16 protein-coding genes and 1 tRNA gene are annotated in these 21,882 nt (G+C 38.7%); 7 read left to right on the forward strand and 10 right to left on the reverse strand.

The features are described 5' to 3' along the window. Positions 1-283: 283 nt before the first annotated feature. The 3 genes from gcvP (at position 284) to CRT24_RS00380 (ending at position 4,884) form a co-directional block, all read left to right on the forward strand. Positions 284-3,157, forward strand: a complete 2,874-nt coding sequence (gcvP, locus tag CRT24_RS00370) for an aminomethyl-transferring glycine dehydrogenase (RefSeq protein WP_099369279.1) — start codon at positions 284-286, stop codon at positions 3,155-3,157. Between the two features lie 129 nt (positions 3,158-3,286). Further along, positions 3,287-4,039 carry a DUF1080 domain-containing protein gene (locus CRT24_RS00375; protein ID WP_099369280.1) on the forward strand — a complete coding sequence of 251 codons (753 nt, stop codon included), beginning with the start codon at positions 3,287-3,289 and terminating at the stop codon, positions 4,037-4,039. Between the two features lie 20 nt (positions 4,040-4,059). After that, entirely contained in the window at positions 4,060-4,884 is an 825-nt protein-coding gene (locus CRT24_RS00380; RefSeq protein WP_257213892.1) for an N-acetylmuramoyl-L-alanine amidase, read from the forward strand. A 46-nt stretch (positions 4,885-4,930) separates the two neighbouring features. On the opposite strand, the gene CRT24_RS00385 is transcribed toward CRT24_RS00380, so the two are convergent. The 7 genes from CRT24_RS00385 to CRT24_RS00415 all read right to left on the reverse strand — a co-directional run bounded on the left by CRT24_RS00385 (position 4,931) and on the right by CRT24_RS00415 (position 13,757). Continuing rightward, entirely contained in the window at positions 4,931-6,244 is a 1,314-nt protein-coding gene (locus CRT24_RS00385; RefSeq protein WP_099369282.1) for a nicotinamide mononucleotide adenylyltransferase, read from the reverse strand. A gap of 71 nt (positions 6,245-6,315) precedes the next feature. Next, a complete protein-coding gene (locus tag CRT24_RS00390; RefSeq protein ID WP_099369283.1) occupies positions 6,316-6,858 on the reverse strand; it encodes an NUDIX hydrolase in 543 nt (180 codons plus the stop codon). Further along, positions 6,858-8,597 (reverse strand): phospho-sugar mutase, encoded by a 1,740-nt coding sequence (locus CRT24_RS00395; RefSeq protein WP_099369284.1) that lies wholly within the window; start codon positions 8,595-8,597, stop codon positions 6,858-6,860. Before CRT24_RS00395 ends, CRT24_RS00390 begins: the two co-directional genes overlap by 1 nt. A gap of 41 nt (positions 8,598-8,638) precedes the next feature. Continuing rightward, positions 8,639-9,289, reverse strand: a complete 651-nt coding sequence (locus CRT24_RS00400; protein ID WP_099369285.1) for a hypothetical protein — start codon at positions 9,287-9,289, stop codon at positions 8,639-8,641. Between the two features lie 2 nt (positions 9,290-9,291). Further along, positions 9,292-10,164, reverse strand: coding sequence for an SDR family oxidoreductase (locus CRT24_RS00405; protein WP_099369286.1), 873 nt, complete (start codon positions 10,162-10,164; stop codon positions 9,292-9,294). 4 nt (positions 10,165-10,168) lie between these two features. Then, on the reverse strand, positions 10,169-10,936 hold the full coding sequence (locus CRT24_RS00410) for an enoyl-CoA hydratase/isomerase family protein (protein WP_099369287.1): 768 nt from the start codon (positions 10,934-10,936) through the stop codon (positions 10,169-10,171). Between the two features lie 151 nt (positions 10,937-11,087). Further along, on the reverse strand, positions 11,088-13,757 hold the full coding sequence (locus tag CRT24_RS00415) for a TonB-dependent receptor plug domain-containing protein (RefSeq protein WP_180269024.1): 2,670 nt from the start codon (positions 13,755-13,757) through the stop codon (positions 11,088-11,090). Positions 13,758-13,862: 105 nt separating this feature from the next. Here CRT24_RS00415 and purD point away from each other — a divergent pair, with 105 nt between their 5' ends. From purD to CRT24_RS00430, 3 genes are all read left to right on the forward strand, one after another. Then, entirely contained in the window at positions 13,863-15,137 is a 1,275-nt protein-coding gene (purD, locus tag CRT24_RS00420) for a phosphoribosylamine--glycine ligase (protein WP_099369289.1), read from the forward strand. 97 nt (positions 15,138-15,234) lie between these two features. Beyond that, a tRNA-Glu gene (locus CRT24_RS00425) sits at positions 15,235-15,309 on the forward strand. Between the two features lie 233 nt (positions 15,310-15,542). Beyond that, positions 15,543-15,995: an Arm DNA-binding domain-containing protein gene (locus CRT24_RS00430; RefSeq protein WP_099369290.1), complete on the forward strand. Its 453-nt coding sequence runs from the start codon at positions 15,543-15,545 to the stop codon at positions 15,993-15,995. A 77-nt stretch (positions 15,996-16,072) separates the two neighbouring features. Here CRT24_RS00430 and CRT24_RS00435 read toward each other — a convergent pair whose 3' ends face one another. Next, complete coding sequence (locus tag CRT24_RS00435; protein WP_099369291.1) at positions 16,073-16,939, reverse strand: nucleotidyl transferase AbiEii/AbiGii toxin family protein; 867 nt, start codon at positions 16,937-16,939, stop codon at positions 16,073-16,075. Then, on the reverse strand, positions 16,940-17,740 hold the full coding sequence (locus tag CRT24_RS00440) for a hypothetical protein (protein ID WP_099369292.1): 801 nt from the start codon (positions 17,738-17,740) through the stop codon (positions 16,940-16,942). Between the two features lie 200 nt (positions 17,741-17,940). Between CRT24_RS00440 and CRT24_RS00445 the strand changes: the two genes are divergently transcribed. Next, a complete protein-coding gene (locus CRT24_RS00445; RefSeq protein WP_257213894.1) occupies positions 17,941-20,913 on the forward strand; it encodes a DEAD/DEAH box helicase in 2,973 nt (990 codons plus the stop codon). A 634-nt stretch (positions 20,914-21,547) separates the two neighbouring features. Here CRT24_RS00445 and CRT24_RS00455 read toward each other — a convergent pair. Then, positions 21,548-21,787, reverse strand: a complete 240-nt coding sequence (locus CRT24_RS00455) for a hypothetical protein (RefSeq protein WP_099369295.1) — start codon at positions 21,785-21,787, stop codon at positions 21,548-21,550. Positions 21,788-21,882: the final 95 nt, after the last annotated feature.

Below are 21,882 nucleotides of genomic sequence, written 5' to 3' on the forward strand. Positions count from 1 at the left end.
GAGTCGTATCTATGTGTTCTGATGTTGTATAATTTTGTTCATTTAAAATAAATGAAAGGATTCGCTACTACAATGCTAAATTATTGAGGGAAATATTGTTTGTAATTCAAAAAAGTATGCAATCGATTGATGTGTTAATAAAAGTTTTTCAACTGATGGTGTCCATTAAAATTACCTTTAAAAACCGTATCTTTGCACATCTAAATTTTTGAATAGGAATTCTATTTAAATATTATGGATAACAGATAGTTAATCAGTCTCAAAAGTTACAATCAATACGAAAATGAGTAACGTATTTTACCAAGAAAAATTTGAGGATCGTCATAATGGTCCTAGCTCTGCCCAAGTAGAGGAAATGTTAAACGTGCTTGGTGTTGGGTCAGTAGATGAACTGATCGAGCAGACCGTTCCTGCACAAATCCGCAAGAAACAAGCTTTAAATCTTCCTCCAGCGCTTAGCGAAGTTGCTTATTTGGAAAAAATCGCTCAAATAGCAGAAAAAAACAAGGTTTTCAAGTCGTATATCGGTCAAGGATATAATGATGTAATCCTTCCAGGAGTTATTCAACGTAATGTTTTCGAGAATCCAGGATGGTATACACAATATACACCATACCAAGCTGAAATCGCTCAAGGACGTCTTCAAGCATTATTAAACTTCCAAACAATGGTTTCGGACTTAACAGGTTTGGAAATCGCGAATGCATCCTTATTGGATGAGGCTACTGCAGCAGCAGAAGGTATGTTTATGCTGTACAGCACTCGTAAGAATAAAGATGCTAATGTTTTCTTGGTTACTCCAAATGTTTACCCTCAAACTTTAGACGTTTTACAAACTAGAGCTGTTCCATTTGGTGTTGAGATCCGTGTTGCTGACCTAACAATCGAAAATCTGACTGACGATGTGTTTGCAACATTTGTACAATATCCAGCTGCCGACGGTACTGTAAATGACTATAAAGAATTTGCTGCATATGCTCATGATAAAGATATCACGGTTTGTGTGGCTACAGATTTAATGTCTTTGGCATTATTGACGCCTCCAGGAGAATGGGGTGCTGATGTTGTGGTAGGTAACTCACAACGCTTTGGTGTACCAATGGGATTTGGTGGACCTCACGCAGCATTTTTCGCTACTAAAGATAGCTACAAACGTAATATTCCAGGAAGAATCATTGGCGTAACTTCTGATTCGAACGGTGAATATGCATTGCGTATGGCCTTACAGACACGTGAACAACATATTCGTAGAGATAAAGCTTCTTCAAACATCTGTACTGCTCAAGCTCTATTGGCTATTATGGCATCATTCTACGCTGTATATCATGGTCCTCAAGGCATCAAAAATATTGCTCAGCGCATCAACGATCTGACCAAACTGACTGATAAAGCTATTCAAGCATTAGGATACAAACAAGTAAATAAATCTTACTTTGATACTCTTCGTTTTGAATTAGGTGAAGAAGTTGGTGGATTGAAAAGTGAAGCTTTGAACAATGAAGTAAATTTCTTCTACCAAGATGGTACTGTAGGAATTTCAATCGATGAAACAACAACTTTTGAAGATATCCAGACTATTGTTAAGGTATTTGCTAAAATCAAAGGAAAATCTGCTAATGATGTAGATTTGGAATCATTGGTTAAGGAGATCGGTACTTCTATTCCTGAGGAATTGGAAAGATCTTCAGAATACTTAACCCACCCTGTATTTAACAGCTACCACTCAGAAAGTGAGATGCTACGTTATATCAAGTCTCTTGAGGCAAAAGATCTTTCTTTGTGTCATTCTATGATTCCTTTGGGATCATGTACAATGAAATTGAATGCAACAACAGAGATGGTTCCTGTGACTTGGGCACGTTTTGGAGGCTTGCATCCATTTGCGCCAGCTGACCAAACAGGAGGATATATGCAATTGATCAATGAATTAAACGATTGGTTGTGTGAGATTACTGGTTTTGCTAAGATGTCATTCCAACCAAACTCAGGTGCTCAAGGTGAATATGCTGGATTAATGGTAATCCGTGCTTATCACCATAGCCGTGGTGACTTTGAGAGAAACATCTGTTTGATTCCTGCTTCTGCGCATGGTACAAACCCAGCTTCTGCATCGATGGCAGGATTAAAAGTTGTGGTTGTTAAATGTGACGAACGTGGAAATATTGATGTTGAGGATTTAAGAGCGAAAGCAACTGAGCATGCTGCTCACTTAAATTCATTAATGGTTACTTATCCATCTACTCACGGTGTATTTGAGGAGCCTATTATTGAGATCTGTAATATCATACATGAAAATGGTGGTCAGGTATATATGGACGGAGCAAATATGAATGCTCAGGTAGGCTTGACAAGTCCTGGATTTATCGGAGCTGACGTTTGTCACTTAAACTTGCACAAGACATTCTGTATTCCACATGGTGGTGGTGGTCCAGGTATGGGTCCTATCGGTGTAGCGGAACACTTGGTTCCTTTCTTGCCTAACCATGAGATTATAGAGATTTCAGGAGAAGAAGGTATCTCTGCAGTTTCTGCTGCTCCATTTGGTTCTGCTTCAATTTTAGTTATTTCTCATGCATATATCGCTATGATGGGTGCTGAAGGATTAACCAATGCAACCAAAACAGCAATCTTGAACGCAAATTATATTAAAGCTCGTTTAGAGCAACATTACCCAGTATTATATGCTGGTGCGAATGGTCGTTGTGCACACGAGATGATTTTGGATTGTCGTGGCTTCAAAAATGCCGGAATCGAAGTTGCCGATATCGCTAAGCGTTTAATGGACTATGGTTTCCATGCTCCAACTGTTTCATTCCCTGTTGCTGGTACCTTAATGGTTGAGCCAACGGAGTCTGAGTCTAAAGCAGAGTTAGACAGGTTCTCTGATGCATTGATTGCTATCCGTTCTGAAATTGCTGCGGTTGAAAGTGGTGATGCTGATCAAAAAGACAATGTCTTGAAAAATGCTCCACACACTGCAAGAGTAGTAACTGTAGACGAATGGGACAGACCATATTCACGTCAAACTGCTGCTTATCCTATTGAGTACTTAAGAGTCAACAAATTCTGGCCTTCAGTAGGTCGTGTTAATGATTCTCAAGGTGACAGAACATTGATCTGTTCATGTCCTCCAATGGAAGCATACGCAGAGATTTAATAGATTTCTGCATACATATTCATAAAGCCTTTGCTCTATTTTTGAGCAAAGGCTTTTTTCATTTTAGGGATGTGGAAAGAGTCCTATAAGTTTTTCTTATTTTAGGTTTTCAAACAACAACATTAGAACATGAAAACCTATATTTCTATCCTCATTATCTTTAGTTTTCTTTTTTTAGGTATCCAATTTGCGGTAGCTCAGCAGAAACTTTTTCAATTTGGTGTTGAAAAGAGTTTTGATGAATCCATTTTGAATGGCAAAGGAAAGGGCAAGCCTATTCAATGGTTTGATGTTAACACTTCTGATACGACTTGGAAGGCGAAGGGCAAATTGCTGCAGAACAGTGGTAATCCGATTGGTGTTGTAAGGTCGGAGAAGATGTATGAGAATTTTATTATGCACGTTGAGTGGCGTCATTTGGAGAAGGGGGGTAATTCGGGGATTTTTGTGTGGTGTGATGCTAAAGCTGACCCTAATTCCAGGCTGCCAATGGGAATGGAAGTGCAGATGTTGGAGTTGGATTGGGTGAACCAGCATGCTGTTAATGGACAACAACAGCCCATTGCTTATGTCCATGGGGAGTTGTTTGGTGCTGGAGGAATGACCGCATCGCCAGATAATCCAAGGGGAGTGCGCAGCAAATCGCTGGAGAACAGATGTCTTGGTGTTGGAGAATGGAACAAGTATACGGTTGTATGCGTTGATGGAACTGTGAAACTCGCTGTAAATGGAAAATTTGTAAACAGCATCCGCTTTGCATCTAAGCGTAAAGGCTATCTTTGTTTAGAGGCGGAAGGTGCAAAAATGGAGTTTAGAAACTTACAGATCATTGAACTGGAACCGGGAATGGATCGACCAGAATTTGTTGTAGATGCCTTATAGCAGAAATTAATTAATTTTTAATGATGATAAAAAGATACTTAGTTTATTTTACTGTTGCCTTAGCACTTAGCTCTTGTGGGGGTGGAAAGTATGCTAGCACAGAGAAAATTTATAAGAAGAAAGCGAAAGACTTTTCTGAAGTTTATAAGGAAGCGCCTGTAAAAGGGCAGTTGGAAAGAGTTAATACCAATAATAAGGAATGGATTGCTTCGACAAATTTTGGTGTTAGAAAGCCAAATTATGTTATGATCCATCATACTGCACAGAAAGATTTGGATCAAACGGTGAGAACCTTTCATAATGAAAAGGTTGGTGTTAGCTCACATTATGTGATTGGTCGAGATGGGAAAGTGGTCCAAATGGTGAATGATCTATACCGTGCTCATCATGCTGGTTTAGGCCGTTGGGGCAATGATACCGACATGAACTCATCATCTATTGGGATAGAACTGGACAATAATGGAAGCAGTGATCCATGGCCAGAGGTTCAGATCAATGCCTTGGTTCAATTGTTGGCTTATTTGAAAGAAACTTATAAAATCCCTCAGGCAAACTTTATCGGCCATATGGACTATGCTCCAACGCGGAAGAATGATCCTTCACGATTCCCGTGGAAGATTTTAGCTGAAAAGGGTTTTGGATATTGGTATGATGATGTTTTGGAGAATCCGCCTATTGGATTTGATCCGAAGATTGCATTAAAAGTTATAGGCTATGACGTAAAGAATTTAGATGCTGCGATTAAAGGGTTTAAGCATCACTATACTCAGATGGATGTGAGCAGTGCGACCTTAACTGAGCATGATCTGAAGATTCTGTATTCAGTCCTTAAAAAGTATTTATAATAGAAAGGGGCAAATAAAATTTTGCCCCTTTCTATTTGATATATTCTTATACTGTTTTTACGAATTTCTCGTCATAGTTTTCGATATCCACGATATATCTATTGTTGATTAGGAAGTCAAACAAAGGTTTAGCTTCTTCGGCTACAGGGAGATTTTTGGTGGTTATAATTTTATCTGATTTTTTGTCCAGATAAGGGTATGCATATAGCTTCACGTTTTTACTGAACATCCCTGAGATATAGCTTAGGAGTTCGTTTGTGTAGTTTTCTTTGTTGTAATTATCGGTGTTGAAGATATTCTTCAAATTGGCCGTATTTGTTGCGATGCCGACATGCTTTGGTTTGAAAGTCTGAACGAACTCTGCCAAGTGGTTGTTCCTTCTGAAGTTTGAAACCAAGATATTGTTTCCTGTGGAACATAGGTATTCTGCACGTTCGGCGAAATAGATCAAATCTTCATTGGATATATTGGTGTTTTCATCCAGAACATTCCCCATCAGTACCTCGATCAGCACAACCGTGTTTTCTGGAACTGCCTTTGTATTCTTTAGGAACTCCTCGACAGCGAGGTTAAAGAGATCAAAGTTAGGATTTGATTTCTGGCGATATTTGGTGCGCAGGATGATGATGTTCTTTTTGTATAGATAGTCTTTTATCTGCGCTGCTTTTCCATCAGGTTTGAAGATGGCAGCTTTGGAGAATCCTTTTGCGATTAAATACAGGTTCAACAGGCGTTCATTTGCCTTTTCAAACAATGGGCCTGAAACTTTCACCAGGTCGATTTCCACAGAACCTACTGATAGGTTGTCGACAAGAGATTCGATCATTGTCTGTGGGTTCTCTGAGTAGTAATATGCTGCAAAAACTAGATTTACCCCTAATATCCCCAATACTTTGGTCTGCAATCTATTGTCACTGTCCAATAGCCTTACGTGGATAATGATATCGTTTGTAGGGCCGCCGACTTCATGTTGGAATCTGATTCCTATCCATCCATGAGGTTCGTTAGTTTTAGTGAAGTTAAGGGTTGTTACGGTATCGGCAAAAGCGAAGAATGTTTTACTGCAGTATTTTTCGCCATGAAGGCGTTCTGTTAGCAGGTTGTATTCATGGTCAAGCATTTTTGTGAGCCTTGTTCTGCTCACATATCTTCCTGAATCTTCTACTCCATAGATTGCGTCACTGAAGGCCATGTCATAAGCTGACATTGTCTTCGCAATGGTTCCGGATGCGGCACCTGCTTCGAAGAAATTGCGGGCGACTTCCTGTCCTGCTCCGATTTCTGCAAAAGTCCCGTAAATATCAGGATTAAGGTTAATTTTTAACGCTTTTCGCTTGGTTTCGTAAATTTCTCTTGCCATGCGGCAAAGATACGAAAACAGCGTCAATTATTGTGTAAAGAGGGAAGTATAAAGAATAAAGTTAGGCAAGGTTATAGCTTGCCTAACTTTTTTAATGTATAGAATAGAGCAGAGGTATGTAATGCCTGCCCGATCTTATTGTCAAATAGAAACAGTTTGGCATCTTCAAGATCCATCAATACCACATCAATGTCTTCAGAAGGATCAAGTTCTTGTTCCTGCACCTTCCTTCCTCCAGTCAGAAGGTAGGTATAAGTTAGATTTCCTGAGGTTGCGGGATTTGCGTACAGCTCGCAGACGTATGAAATATCATCGAATGCATAGCCTGTTTCTTCCAAAAGTTCTCTGCGTGCTGCAATTTCGGGGTCTTCGTTTTCTTCTACGACTCCAGCTGGAAGCTCAACCATAATCTGGCTAGCACCATGACGATACTGCTTCACGAAAATTACTTGGTTGTCTTCTGTAATGGCAACCATATTGACCCAGGTGGGATACTCCAGAACATAATATTCATCTTTTATATTGCCATTGGGCATCTCCAGCTTGTCGACGCGAAGAGTTGCCCAAGGACGTTGAATAATATATTTAGAGTCTATTGTTTTCCATTTTTCCATTAATCCTTCACAATATCTGCCATCATCTCTCTGACCTTGTCATCTAGGCGGTTAGAAATCTGTCCTAATTCAGTGGTAAATTCAAGATTTTCCCTTACTGAACAATAGAATTTTATTTTCGGCTCCGTACCTGAAGGTCTTGCGGAAATTACATCACCATCTTTTGTGATAAATTGTAACACATCAGACTTCGGTAAGTCAATTTTAGATTTTTTACCAGTGGCCATGTCTGTAGCTTCGCTGCTTTCATAATCTCTAACTTCGGTTACTTCAATTGATCCCAAAGTCTTAGGAAGATTTGCTCGAAGGTCTGCCATCATCTGTTTGATTTCATCCGCACCAGCTTTTCCTTTTTTCGTTAATGATATCAGCTTTTCTTTGTAATAACCGTAATCTAGGTATAGCTTAATCAAAACATCATAAAGAGATTTTCCTTGGCTTTTGAAATATGCTGTCATTTCAGCAATAAATGCACATGAATTTACCGCATCTTTATCTCTGACCAAATCACCTACAAGGAATCCATAACTTTCTTCTCCACCAACCAAATAAGTCTCCTTGCCTTCCAACTTGGTCATCACCTCTCCGATGAACTTAAAGCCCGTTAATGTTTCATAAGTTTTAACATCAAAAGATTTGGCAATATCTGAGAATAGGTTAGACGTTACAATGGTTTTAACGATGTATTGGTTATCCTTTAATTGACCGAGGTCTTTTTTGCTTGAAAGTACATAATAGGTCAATAAACTTCCGATTTGATTACCATTGATGAGTTGGAATTCTCCCGAAGGCAATTTTACAGCTACCCCTACGCGGTCAGCGTCAGGGTCTGTTGCCATGACAACATCCGCATCGATTTCTTCGCCTTTTCTCATGGCTATTGACATCGCATCTTCTTCCTCTGGATTTGGATAAACCACCGTTGGAAAATTCCCGTCCGGTTTAGCCTGCTCATCAACAACCGTAATGTTCGTAAAACCCCAAGCCTCAAGCATTTTAGGGACAATGGTTATACCAGTTCCGTGAATTGGAGAATAGACAATTTTAAGGTCTTTCTGTGATTTTACAGACTCCGGATGAATGCTTAGTTTCAGGTTTGCATCAATGTAGATTTGATCAAAGTCCTCATCCACCAAATGGATATTCTTTTCGTTTCTGTCAAATTTAATGTCCTTAACAGATTTGATTTTATTGACTTCAGTAATAACCTCTTCGTCATGAGGTGCTACCAGCTGGCCACCGTCATTCCAATATGCTTTATAGCCATTGTATTCTTTTGGGTTGTGTGAAGCTGTTAGCATCACTCCTCCCTGACATTTGAAATGGCGTACTGCAAAAGATAATATTGGGGTAGGTCTTAATTCTTTAAATAAATAGACCTGAAACCCGTTTGCGGAGAAAACATCGGCAACCAAATGACCAAATTCTTGCGAATTGTTCCTGCTATCATAGGATACTGCCACTTTGATTTCTTGGTCAGGGAATTGTTTTTTCAAATAATTCGCTAATCCTTGTGTTGCCTTGCCAATGGTATATTTGTTCATTCTATTTGAACCAACACCCATAATGCCTCTAAGTCCTCCTGTTCCGAACTCTAATTCTTTGTAGAAAGAATCTAAGAGTTCTGTCTCTTGGTTATTGTCCACTAATTCTTGGACTTTAGCGACCGTGTCTTTATCATATTCTGAAGTCAGCCACTGGTCAATTCTTGCTTGTGTGTCTTTATCTAAATTACCCATGTCTTGGATTTTTTGTCGTGATTTTATATTTCAATTAATAATTAGGCATCGCAATTACCATAAGAACGGTCCAATAGCGTTACATACCAAGAACCCTCAAATTGTTTAACATGAAATATTAAAAAGTGTTCGTCTGTAGGGTTTAAAATCACTCGATAACTACCGTCTTCAAGAGCAGAAACTCGAGAAAGTGTTTTATCATCGTATTTTACTTCATTGAATTCACCTTGATATTTCATGATGGTGTCTAGTAAATGGGTTACGCTTTTAGCGGTTGTATCACTAGAGAAGCCATATTTTGTCCATTTATCTGTTTCACATTTAAATTCAGGAAGTGATTCAAATGTTAACATTTTATCATTCTGAAATGTGGAATATGGATAAGACTCAGGTACAGGAGATTTAAAGTCAAAAGTATCCACTAATTTAAAATCATCCATGACGCCTGGTCGATAGATAATCGCCATTCCGTGTTCAGGATGAATTAGGGCATTGATTTTTTCATTGTCTTGGCTCAGATAAGCGCGCACAAAACGAGTAATGACCTCTGAGATTTGCTGGATCTCTTCGGGTTTGTTAAGGGTTGCTCGTTTCACTGTATCCTGTTGTGCCGAGGCACTTTTTTGAGAATTATTACAAGAGCCCAATAGCACGATGAATGCTATTAAATCCAGACCGTAATTTTTGATCATGATTATTTGTTGTTTTTCCGGATAGTTTGTTCTATAGTGTCCCACATTTCTGCTGGGATTGCTTCCATTCCATTCATTTGACCTGCTCCTTGCAACCATTCTCCACCATCAATGCTGATTATCTCGCCATTAATATAGCCAGCAAAATCAGATATCAAGAAAGCTGCCAAGTTTGCCAATTCTTGGTGTTCACCCACGCGTTTCAAAGGGACTCTATTTTTAAAGTCGAATTTCTGCGCCAATTCTCCAGGAAGGAGCCTGTCCCAAGCACCTTTGGTAGGGAAAGGTCCTGGTGCAATTGCATTATGACGGATGCCATATTTACCCCATTCTACGGCCAATGATTTCGTAAGTGTCACGACCCCTCCTTTTGCCACAGCCGAAGGAACGACATAACCTGAGCCCGTAAAGGCATAGGTCGTGACTATGTTCAAAACATTTGCTGCTTGTTTGTTTTCAATCCAATGTTTTCCAAATTCCAAAGTACAGTTAACTGTACCCTTCAGGACAATGTCAATAATCGTTGAAAAAGCGTTTGCTGACAGTCTTTCAGTTGGTGATATAAAATTCCCAGCAGCATTGTTTACCAATACATCTACCCTTCCAAAGAGTTGGATTGCTTTTTCTCGGACCAGCTTAATTTCTTCCGTATTGCGGATGTCACATGCAACTGGTAAAACAGGATATCCTGTTTTATTTTGTATCTCTTTTGCGGTTTCTTCAAGGACTTCGAGTTTTCTACTGGTAATAACCACATTGGCTCCCAACTCGGAAAAATAAGTCGACATCGCCTTACCCAAGCCAGTTCCACCACCTGTTACGACTACTGTTTTGCCTTTTAATGCATCTTTCTGTAAAGCTCCTTGTACGCTCATATAATTAAGATTTTTTAGTAAGGTTATCAATTATGGTCTTCAAAATAGACCTTGTGGAAGGTGCCCACCAACGTTCCAATACTTGGTCGATTGCTGCACCTTTTGTTTCTTGAACTTGTTGGATCAAATGTTTGCGGATATTTAATTTTGAAGCCTGCCACGCATTGGGCTCAAACTGTAAGTATTGTTTGATCTTGCGTGTTGCAGTTCCTTGGATTCGGTCAAAGTTTACGACTTCATCAATTAATCCAGCACTTAAAGCCTCTTGAGGGTTCAGTAACTTTCCCTCCAAAAGGAACCGGCTTGCATTGCCAGAGCCAATCCAGAAGCTGTATAGTTCGAAAATACTGCTAGGTACTATGATGCCTACAGGTACTTCATTCAACCCTATGATATATTCACCTGCTGCCATAACACGGTAATCGGAACATAATGCTAAAACACATCCCCCAGCAGGACTATGCCCTGTAACTGCCGTAACGAAAGGTTTTGGAAAGGATACGAGCTGTTCGATCAGGTTGATGAATTTGTCCCAAAAAGTCCTCATCTGAGCTTCGTCGTATTGATAAAGCGTAATTAAGTCAAGACCAGAAGTGAAAAAACCCTCCTTGCCCTGTAAGACAACCGCAAATATGGTAGGGTCGTCCTTTAAAGTCTGAAAAGTGTTCGAGATTTCTTCAATCATCTCCAAATGCATAGCATTTGATTTTCCACGATCTAATTGGATATAACAGATGTGATCTGAGATTTGAGTATTTAAGAATGCACCCATATGGTTTTACTTTGTTAAGTATGGAAATTTACGGAAAAAATAAAGTTTATAACAACAATTTACCGTTTATAAACAGCTTTGTGGATAATATTTGAAGGTATAAAGCAATTAAAGATAAAATGCTGTCTTAACCAAGTAAGACAGCATTTTCTTATTTTACGTCGAAGTTGATGATCTTTCGGAGGATTTTGCCTTGAAAATCAATTCCTTCAATAATCATTCTGTAAGTTCCGGCCTCATCGGACGTGAAGAAGTCAAATTTTGCCTTACCATCCTTATCTGCCACAATTCCAGGTTCCCAGTGAATGGTAGTTCTCAGGTCATTTTGGAATTGTTTGTCTGAGCTTACATCGTATACTGGTTTATAGAATTCCTTGGATATGGATATTCCTTTCGGAGTGATTGATAATATTCCCGTAGGTTGGAATGAAGATCGCTGCGCATCTCTTCCGGTTTTTGAAGTGATAATAATGACTCCACCGCCACCAAATGAGCCGTAGATAGCTGTAAAGTTTGTATTTCTCAAGACCTCCACACTTTGAACGTCTTGTGGATTAATCATCGATAACATATCGGATTCCACGTACATACCATCTATAACCACTTGCATCGGAACATTTCCTCTCGTATTCATCGGCACACCATTTTGGAAAAATACGCCCATAAGTCTTCCGTTCAGACACATCTCCAATGTTGCGCAAGTGCTGAGTTCTTCTGCTGTGATGATTTGGTCTGCATTACCCGGACCGTTTAGGTTGGAAGATCTTTCGGAGGCTTTTGGTCGCTGTGCACGAACGGTTACTTCCTCGATTTGAAAAACCTTGTCCATAATCCCTTTTCTTTCCAATTGATCGTAGAACTTCTTATTAGCTAATAGCTGATCTTCATTCAGTTTATTGATATCATTCAAAATTAATGGAGCACTTTTGTCGAAATTGATTTCTGGTCTTACAGGTTTGTCTTCGATAATATCGACAAAGTTCTTTCCTTTTTGATTCCTTGCAGAGATCAAGAATTTGACACTGTCTGGAAACAAGAGGTTGTCGAAGGAGAAGTGCCCTTCCGAGTTCGTAACCGTATCGATAAAATCCATGAAATTGTTCGTGGAGATCAGTTGGACCTTGGAGTTGGGAATCCCTGTCTTTCTACCGACCTTATTGATATTTCCACTGATGGTAAGTCCTTTTTCAGCTGGATATTTAGGCGTAGAAGCATCTATTGAATCAAGTTTGTTGAGATTAATTTTTCTCCACCCTTGAGTCAAGAGCAAATTATCTAAATCAGTGGCTTTAATTGTTCCGTCTTCATTGAAATAAAAGCTAGGCTTTTCAATAAATCCCTTAATATCCGCATTGAGATATAGCGAGCTCAAGATACTCACCGAATTTGGAACATCATCCTTGTAGTTCTTCATGTTGACCACCGAAGCTGACATTGCAGCATACCTTAAGCTGTCTCCCGGATTTCCTACCTCTATTTCAGTATTTACTTTTTCTCTTAGACCGTAGCTCTGTTTATCCAATTTAATCTCATTTTGCATCAAGCTGGATGCGGAATAATTAAACATCGGTCTTTCAGAAATCGGCAAGAAATCTTTGTTCAGCAAACTGACTGTCAATACCCCTGTTGGAAGATTTTCTTTAGGCACCGTGAACAATACATTGGTTTTATTTGCCTTGTTTTTAGACATGTAAAAAATGGTTCCCAAATGTTGAACTGCCAAATAGATTTCTTCACTATTTATTCTGTCCTCTGATATATTGGCTTGAACAAAAAATTTGTCTGGATTAGTGTTGTTCAATGCAATGGAGATACTGCTCGTAGGTATATCACTCATATCCATTGTTTGCTCGGTTCCGTCTTCAAACTTTGTTACAATCTTGAACTTTTTCCCCGTTGCGAAATAGCTAGATACAGATCCCATACCCAGTTCATTGGTTTCAAGTGTTGCTGCAGTCTCTCCATTAGGGGTTACTATAGTTATTTGGGCTTTAATCCCAAGTCCTTTAGGGTTCAATGTTTTGAAAGCAATCCTGTTCACCTCATTGCCGACGATCTGACCTCCTTCAGGAAAATACTGCACACTGTTTTCTTTGTTGAAGATATTGGTGTTGATCAACTTTTTTACCGTGGATTCATCCACATTTTTGAAGCGTAGGGAAATCGGTTTTCCACGGTTTTTATCGGTTACTTTTATTTTTATGGTACCATCAGGCTGCATGGTTTCTCGCCCACGATCTATCACCTCTTCACCATTTAATACAGCATATGATACGGAAGACTTTTTCCATTCAGCATTATTTGGATTCTTGAATTGTAGAAGATAGTATTCATTCTCACCCTCTGATATCAATTGCGTACTGCTGATGATGTTATCTGCCCTGAGGTTACCAATATTCAGGACTTTCTCGAAATAATAATCGCTGCTGCTGTTGCGCATCCAATTGGTATATGCCCGCATTCGATAAGAGCCCTCCACCAAGGTGTCGGAAAGAGTTATATCTCCGACAGCAACACCACTGAACAATGAGTTTATTTTTTGGGATGTGACCTCGCCAGATGGGCTGATCAGTTCAACATAGGCTACGTTGGACAGCACAGATATTTTGTTTGCGATGTCGATCGTCGAATACATCTTGTACCAAATGGTTTCGCCTGCACCATAGTTGTTGCGGTCTGTCTGTATATGTAATTTTTCTTGTGGGAATTTATCGGCAATCTGCGTCATTTTGGTTTGAAATGCATCGGTAGACTGTGCAGAGGCTTGGAATAGAAAACTGGCTAAACCCAGTACGCCTATTAAGGCTAAGAGTTTCTTCATAATTAAGCTGGCTAATTCTTTATAATTATACGAAAATTTAGGCTTATTCTCTATAAAATATTTTTTTGAAATCGGATTTCTCATCTGCTTCAATATCTTTGCGGTATGAATATTCTGATCATCGGCTCTGGAGGTAGAGAGTCTGCCTTTGCCTATAAAATCTCACAAAGCCCAAAACTAAGCAAATTATATATCGCTCCAGGGAATGCTGGAACTGAACAATACGGCGAAAATGTTCCGTTGAAAGTTACTGACTTTGAAGGAATCGCCGATTTTGCTTTAAAGAATAATGTGGAAATGATTGTTGTAGGTCCTGAAGAGCCATTGGTAAAAGGTATTCATGATTTCTTCCTTTCGAGAGAAGACCTCAAAAATATCGCTATCGTAGGTCCTCAACAAGAAGGAGCACAGCTGGAAGGATCAAAGGATTTCTCCAAGGAATTCATGATTCGCCATAATATCCCGACTGCAGCGTTCAAGTCATTCGATAAAACAAACCTTGATGAAGGATTGGCATATTTGGACACTCAAAAATTACCGATCGTATTGAAAGCCGATGGACTGGCACAAGGAAAGGGTGTTTTGATCTTAGATTCTTACGAAGAGGCTAAAGCTGAATTGAAAGAAATGATCAACGAGTCCAAATTTGGAGCTGCATCTGATGTAGTCGTGGTAGAGGAGTTCTTGAAAGGGATTGAACTATCCGTATTTGTTCTTACAGACGGACATGACTATAAAGTATTGCCTTCAGCAAAGGATTATAAAAGGATAGGTGAAGGTGATACAGGATTGAACACCGGTGGTATGGGTTCTGTTTCTCCAGTTCCATTTGCTGATCAAGCGTTTTTGGACAAAGTGGAATCACGAATTATAAAACCTACCGTTGATGGCTTGAAGAAAGATGGTATTCCTTATAAAGGATTTATCTTTATAGGTCTGATGAATGTGGATGGAGAGCCTTATGTTATCGAATATAATGTACGTATGGGTGACCCAGAGACAGAATCTGTTCTTGTACGTATTGAGTCTGATTTAGTGGATCTATTGGAAGGTGTTGCTAAGGAAGATCTTGCCAGCCGTTCTTATACCGTTACCGATAAGACTGCAGCTACTGTGGTTATTGTTTCTGGTGGCTATCCAGGAAAATATGAAACAGGAAAGGTTATCTCGAACATGGAGAACGTGAAAGAGTCTATTGTCTTCCATGCGGGCACAAAACAAGAAGGCGCCAATGTAGTGACTGCAGGCGGCAGGGTATTGGCCGTTACCGCTCTTGAAGAGGATTTGTTTTCAGCTTTGCAACAGGCAACCGCTGACGCTGGACGCATATTTTTCGAAGGAAAGTACTTCAGAACAGACATTGGATTTGATTTAATATAAAAATATTGATTTCAGAGCCAAGGAGTTATATTTTTGCAGGTGAAAATATTTTGGAAGAATAGATAAAGCTTCTATATTTGCATCACCAAAGCAAAATGGCCCGTTCGTCTAGGGGTTAGGACGCAAGATTTTCATTCTTGAAACAGGGGTTCGATTCCCCTACGGGCTACCAGATCTAAGATCAAAACATACAAAAGCTTGCAAATTGAACGTTTGCAGGCTTTTTTGTTTTTATGGCCGGTCAAAATGTTCAGAAATTCGCAAACTTTTAGTGAGTCATTAAATTCGATTGAAGTACTCACTGAAACATATTCAAATCACTGGCTTACAACATGTTCTATAATTGAACATCTTGATACGATTTTGCTGCAAGGCTAATTTTGTTACACTTTTAAATGTTAAATTATGAGTGCAAATTATTCCTTGCTCTTCTATTTGAAGAAACCAAAGAATTATGTCAGTGGAGCTAAGCCCATTTACATGAGAATTACGATCAATGGATCAGTCTGTGAAATCTCTACAGGAAAGAATTGTGACCCCAATCGATGTAATTCTAAAGCAAATCGATCAAAAGGAAATACCGAGGAGGTCAAAACTTTAAACAGCTATTTGGAAACCTTGAATCTGAAAGTTGCAGCTATCCACCTTGAAATCCTGAAAATGGGAGAAACCCCAACAATTGAACTGTTAAAGGCTAAAATTACAGGGAAGGTAGAAAACCAAAAGAGATTATTGACGGTTTTAAAAGATCATAACCATAAAATGGATTCCTTGCTGGGTAATGGGTTTCGGGAAAATACCTTAAAGGGTTATAAAACAACCTACTCGCATTTAGAAAATTATATTTCAAAAGAATAAGGGAATATAGGTGTAACCCAGCTTCATTAAGTGGAGGAGGGCAGGAATCTTTACTCGTGAGTTCTCATTAAATGGCATTATCTCGTTTCGAAGATTTCATTAAACAATAATTCCAAGTCCTTTTTAACTTCATCAAAAGCCGGTAGCTTTCTACTTGCGATCTGATGCCCTAAACTATTTTTCCATGCTCGTTTCACCGTGTTTTCAATTTTAGCATTCAGAAGCTGATCTACACCCGTAAACTCGAGTCCTTTAAATGCCATTTTCTCTAAAAAAGCCTGTTTAATTTCTGACCAAGGCAGATTGTCAACATATTTCGACAAATACCAAATATCATAATAGTCTCGAGGTGCTGTATAGGAGCGTTGAATCAGAGCTCTTAACTTTTCAGATAACACTTCTCTTATATCGTAACAGACAATTTCATTGACTGCAGAACTCAGCTGATCAGAATAGTCATGGTACACTGTTTTCATACTAGGTTCAAACAGCATCTTCTCGTACAAAATAATTTCAATCTTAATCGAAGTCGTCCAACGGGAAGGATCTGGCGGAATTTGGTCCTTCGAATGATCGGCTCCCCAAAACTTTACAATCGCAGCGTAGCCAGTTGGCATATCGTTATGTCGAAGATCGGTGAGCTTTTCTAAATGTAATTGCATACCAGTACGTTCTTGTACTATTGATATGATTTGTCGCAATAAATCTTCATCCAATTGAAAATCAGGACTGATGGATGTGAAATCTAAATCTTCTGAAAAACGATAATCCGGGATATAACATTTTCGTAAACATGTTCCTCCTTTGAATATTAACGCTTCTCTACAGGAATCTATCGAAAATATAGCATCGACAAAATGACCTAATACCCAATCCTTGTCAATGGTACTTCTGGACACTTCGTGTTCCAACGCTTTTTTTTCTATTTCCTTTTTCAGTATCATTTAGTATTGTTTATTGGATATGTCTAACAATTCTTCCCGGCTGATATTTAACCTTAATCGCCATTCCGAAACAAATTCACCTTCTTCCAATCCCTGGGGATCAAACAAGTTGTATCTATTATTTACCTGTTTCTTGGCAAAATCTATAAAAGGTTCCATACCTATGATTTGGAGAAGTTCGACCAAGTAGCCAATTCGTTTGGTAACCGCTATATTATTAATAGCCTGGCAATATTCGACTAATTTATTTGATTGCAATTTCGCTTGTCCGACGGCTCTGATCAGTTCCGCGTAGCCCCCGGAATGTTGAGGTAAATCAAAGCAATCTACTATTGTTTTTTCTATATCAGTGATCGGGTACTGAAGATTACCATAACCATTGTGTATGATACCCAGTTTTTTATTGGGCGCAATCTTGACGAATTTATAAGAAGTACCTAGAATTGATTTGTCATATTTTTTATGTGTAGTTTGAATAAAGACAGTATTAGAAAACTGTTCCGTCAACCCATGTAAATTGAGTGCAGACCAATACCCAACAGCACTGTTGTCTGCGATGAAAGTCCCTATGACATATTCATCCCTAAAACCTTGTTTGCAAAATTTGCCCTTCTCAATCCGTACAAGCAGTTCCTTGTCTACCAGATTTTCTAGGATTTCACTTAAGTTGTCAAACTTTTGCCCCAATAACTGTTCGATTTCGGTAAATTTGAATAGCTGAATTTCATAGTCATCCAGCAACTTCAAGAACTCGAGTTGGGGTTTAGTGAGGTTTTCTGATATATAAACGCTGTCCGCCATATTACCTTTTGTGGAACGATAAGACCTAAAAATTGGGTCTTATCGTTCCACGATTGGTAAAGATAAGTAACAATTCTTCAAAAAGCAACGTTTAATAACAAATCTCAACAGACCTCTGAAAGAAACTAAAGCGTACCAGTTTATTAATATTTTTAAGATGTATATTCCAATTCGTTATCTTAATACCAAAATAAAAACAAGTGGAGTTCACTAACGACGACATAAGCTATCTTCTCAACCTTTTTAAAGGTCGAGAAGACGTATTTGCTTTACGCTGGGAGAAGGGAAATAAAAGCGGGTATATGCCGGCCTATAGCTATGATCCATACCATTATCGACTACATAAAGCTAATGGTGGTACTTTTCAAAGCTATGCACACAAAACTTACCTGCCATTGTCAGAAATGGAAGTTGCTAAACATCTTAAAGGCCTTCAACAGGTCGGAATTTATCCGCTATTGCAAGACAATACCTCTTGGTTTTTAGTAGCTGATTTCGATAAATCCGACTGGAAAGAACAGGCATTGAAATTTTTAGAAGCGTGTACTGCTAAAAACGTTCCCGCTTATCTTGAACGGTCCCGTTCCGGCAATGGCGCACATATCTGGATTTTCTTTGAGAGCCCATATTCAGCAAGCAAGAGCCGTAAGCTATTTATAAATATTTTGGAACAATGCGGTGCATTCTCGCCATTTGATAAGAGTTCCAGCTTTGACCGTCTGTTTCCAAATCAAGATCGCCTGTCAGGGAAAGGTTTAGGAAACCTAATTGCGCTGCCCTTATATTTGCCGGCTGTAAAGAAGGGCAACAGTTCCTTTGTCGATCCTAAAACAATGGATCCATTTCCTGATCAAATCGCATATCTAAAAGAAGTAAAAAGAGTAAGTTTAAATTTACTTGAGGAATTATATAACGATACTGGGGCTACTAGTGCAGATAGCTATATCCCAGCTATTGACGAAAAACTTAAGATTACCCTAAGCAATACGATCCGTCTAAATAGTCACGCTATACCTTTTGTACTCATCAATTTTTTGAAGGAGCAACTTAATTTTGCCAATTCAGCCTTTATTATCAAGAAAAAGTCAGGGAGAAGCACTTTCGAAACGCCAAGATTTTTTAAATTAATTGAAGAAACGGAAAATGAAATCCTCATCCCAAGAGGATTTATTGGGAAATTGCTACGATTCTGTAGAGAAGCACATTTAGCACATGACTTTGTCGACAATAGGCGTGAACTCCCGACAATCCAATTCTCTTTTAATGCCGCGTTGCGAAAACATCAAACCACTGCTGTAGGCGCAGTACGAAAAAAAGATTTCGGGGTAATCGTCGCACCACCAGGAACGGGAAAAACTGTTATTGGCTTGAAGATAATTTCAGTCAAACAACAACCTGCACTTATTGTCGTGCACCGTAAACAGTTGTTAGATCAATGGGTAGAACGTATAGAATCATTCTTGGGGATACCAAAAGCAGATATCGGAATTATAGGGCAGGGAAAAGTAAAATTGGGTACTGGTAAAATAACCGTTGCAACGATACAAAGTCTTCCAAAACATATCGAAATTATTCAGGACAAATTTGGCACAATTCTAATCGACGAATGCCATCATGTTCCGGCGGAATCTTACCGTGCTACCGTCGGAAAACTGAACAGTGTTTATTGCTACAGTCTCACAGCGACTCCTTTTCGGAAATATAATGATGATAAATTGATCTTTACTTATCTCGGTGATATCATTATGGAAATCCAACCAGAAGAAATTGAAGATTACAAAAGGGCAAATATCATCGTCCGGAATACCAAACTCCATATTCCCTATAATTCTAAAAGCGACAGTTTCGAAACACTTTCCCAAATTCTAATTCATGATACAGCAAGAAACAGATTAATAGTAGACGATGTATCCGCAGAGCTAAATCAAGGGAAAAAGGCGGTTATAATTACCGAAAGAAAAGAACATATCGAGACGCTTAATCTATTGCTAAAATCAAATTATGAAACTATAACGCTCAGCGGAGATGATTCAGACAGCAGCAAGAAAGCGAAATGGAAAACATTGTCAGAAGGGAATTTTCAAGTACTTATTACGACAGGTCAGTATTTTGGCGAAGGTTCGGATATTCAGCATATCAGCACACTTCTTTTGGCCTATCCCTTTGCTTTCCATGGTAAATTGATTCAATACATCGGTCGGGTGCAGCGATCCGAGATCAATCCAACGATATACGACTATCGGGATGTACAGATCGATTACCTAGACAAAATGTTTCTCAAACGAAATATATATTACCGTAAAATAACCAAACAGGCAACGCTTTTCGACGAACCTACAATGGATTTCCAACCTCAAACCGGTCACCTATTTACTTTAGAAAAGAGTGCCAAAATAGCCGTTGAGGATCTATCGTTCCATTATGGCTATGTAGCCTTTACTTACAAGGTTCAAGAGATGCATACAGTTTTAGAATTTCATATCGAAAATTTGGAGATTAGGCCTGAGTTTGAGGTATTAAAACCTTACTTTATCAAGATACTGAAAACTAAAAACATCAAAGTTCAGTTAAACGCAGAATTTGAGTATGGAAAACTGGTTGCACAGATTGCCACATCAGAAGATATTGAACGGATAAATAAAGAAATTGTGGAAGGGGTAAAATTTCAGTTTCTGAACAAGGGGGTATTAAGCAAGCTGCCTTTTCAAAAGCAAAATATTTTGACTTCGGACCAGTTACAGGATGGTGAGACTGTATATGCAAACGAAGAGGAATTATTATCTGAAATCCTTAAACTACGAAAATACAAACACTCTAGGCAAGTTCAATTTTTAGCAGATCACCACCAAAGTAATATAATGAAGATTAGGTTTGTTCTCAGTCCATTCGCGTTTGTATTTCTTCTGTCGGGTGATCAGAAGTACCACGTAATTCTTGAAACCCTAGATACCGAGGAGGCAACATATATCTGGCACATAGAGAAAGATAGGACTACTCTGAAAGAAGCCATTGTGACGATAGATAAAGATCTGCAGATTATTCGTGAAAAAGGTAGACAAAGATTCTTGGAAAATAATCTCCCTTCGAACTTCAACCGTATTTTACATGATTATAGCGATCCGGATAGAGGTTTTATTCTCTGGAAAGCATGCTTGGAAGAAATCCTTCATTGAGAAAGATAAGTTTAAGGTTGAAGTTAAAACCGTGTCATACTGGGAAATATAAAAAATAATGTAACAAGCCCCGACTTTCTCCAGCTTTAGGGATTCTATCCGAAAAAGAAAAAACCAGCTGATTATCAGTAGATTTTATCAAAACGACAGCATTCGAATCACTGAAGTTAATAAAAAAATAAATTTTACAATTAAATAATATTAACAAAAATCACTAAATTTATTTAATAGCAAATTGCAGCAAAAAAATATATCAAATCAGTGAGTTATTCGATGAGTTGGAAAAGCGAAGGTTTGTAAGCGGCGGATAAAGAGACTGTTGCCTTAGAGGTGTTATTCCCCTACGGGCTACTAAACAGGACAAATGAAATTTATTTTCGTTTGTCTTGTTCTTATTTTGGAGTAATCCTTTGATTATCTGAAAGATATAGTTTGCGATTGCGTTCATTCGGGTAGTTCGATACGTTTTTCCGTCAAACTCCAATTTTTCAGGGAATATCGAACCTATTATACCTCTCCTTGTGTTGATTTCACCCTCGCAGTACATTTTGGAAATGTTTTCTATATACTTTAAAGCCCTGTCCAGAGACTTATCTATATTGATTTTATTTGTGTCAGAACCGTCTTTGCTCAACTATTCTTCCAAACTCTCGATTCGTTTCTTACACTCATTTTTGATTTCGAGGTATTCCTCATCATCAATAATTTCAGATAACAGTTTGTTGCGTGCTACTGATAACCTTGCATTTAGTTTATCCATTTCCTGTGCAATCAGTTTCTTTTCGTCAAACGGATTTTTTACGAATTTCTTGTAGTTGTCCAGCAACAGTTTTTTCACTATTTGAGCATTGCCGTTTAAAGCAAACTGTCGCATACTCTTTTCAAAAATATCGTTGGCTAATTCGGCTTTTTGACGGAAGCCACAGGAGGAAACGCAATGATAGTAGTAATAACGGCTTGTTCTATATT

Source organism: Sphingobacterium sp. 1.A.5 (assembly GCF_002734235.1).
Taxonomy (GTDB): Bacteria; Bacteroidota; Bacteroidia; order Sphingobacteriales; family Sphingobacteriaceae; genus Sphingobacterium; species Sphingobacterium daejeonense.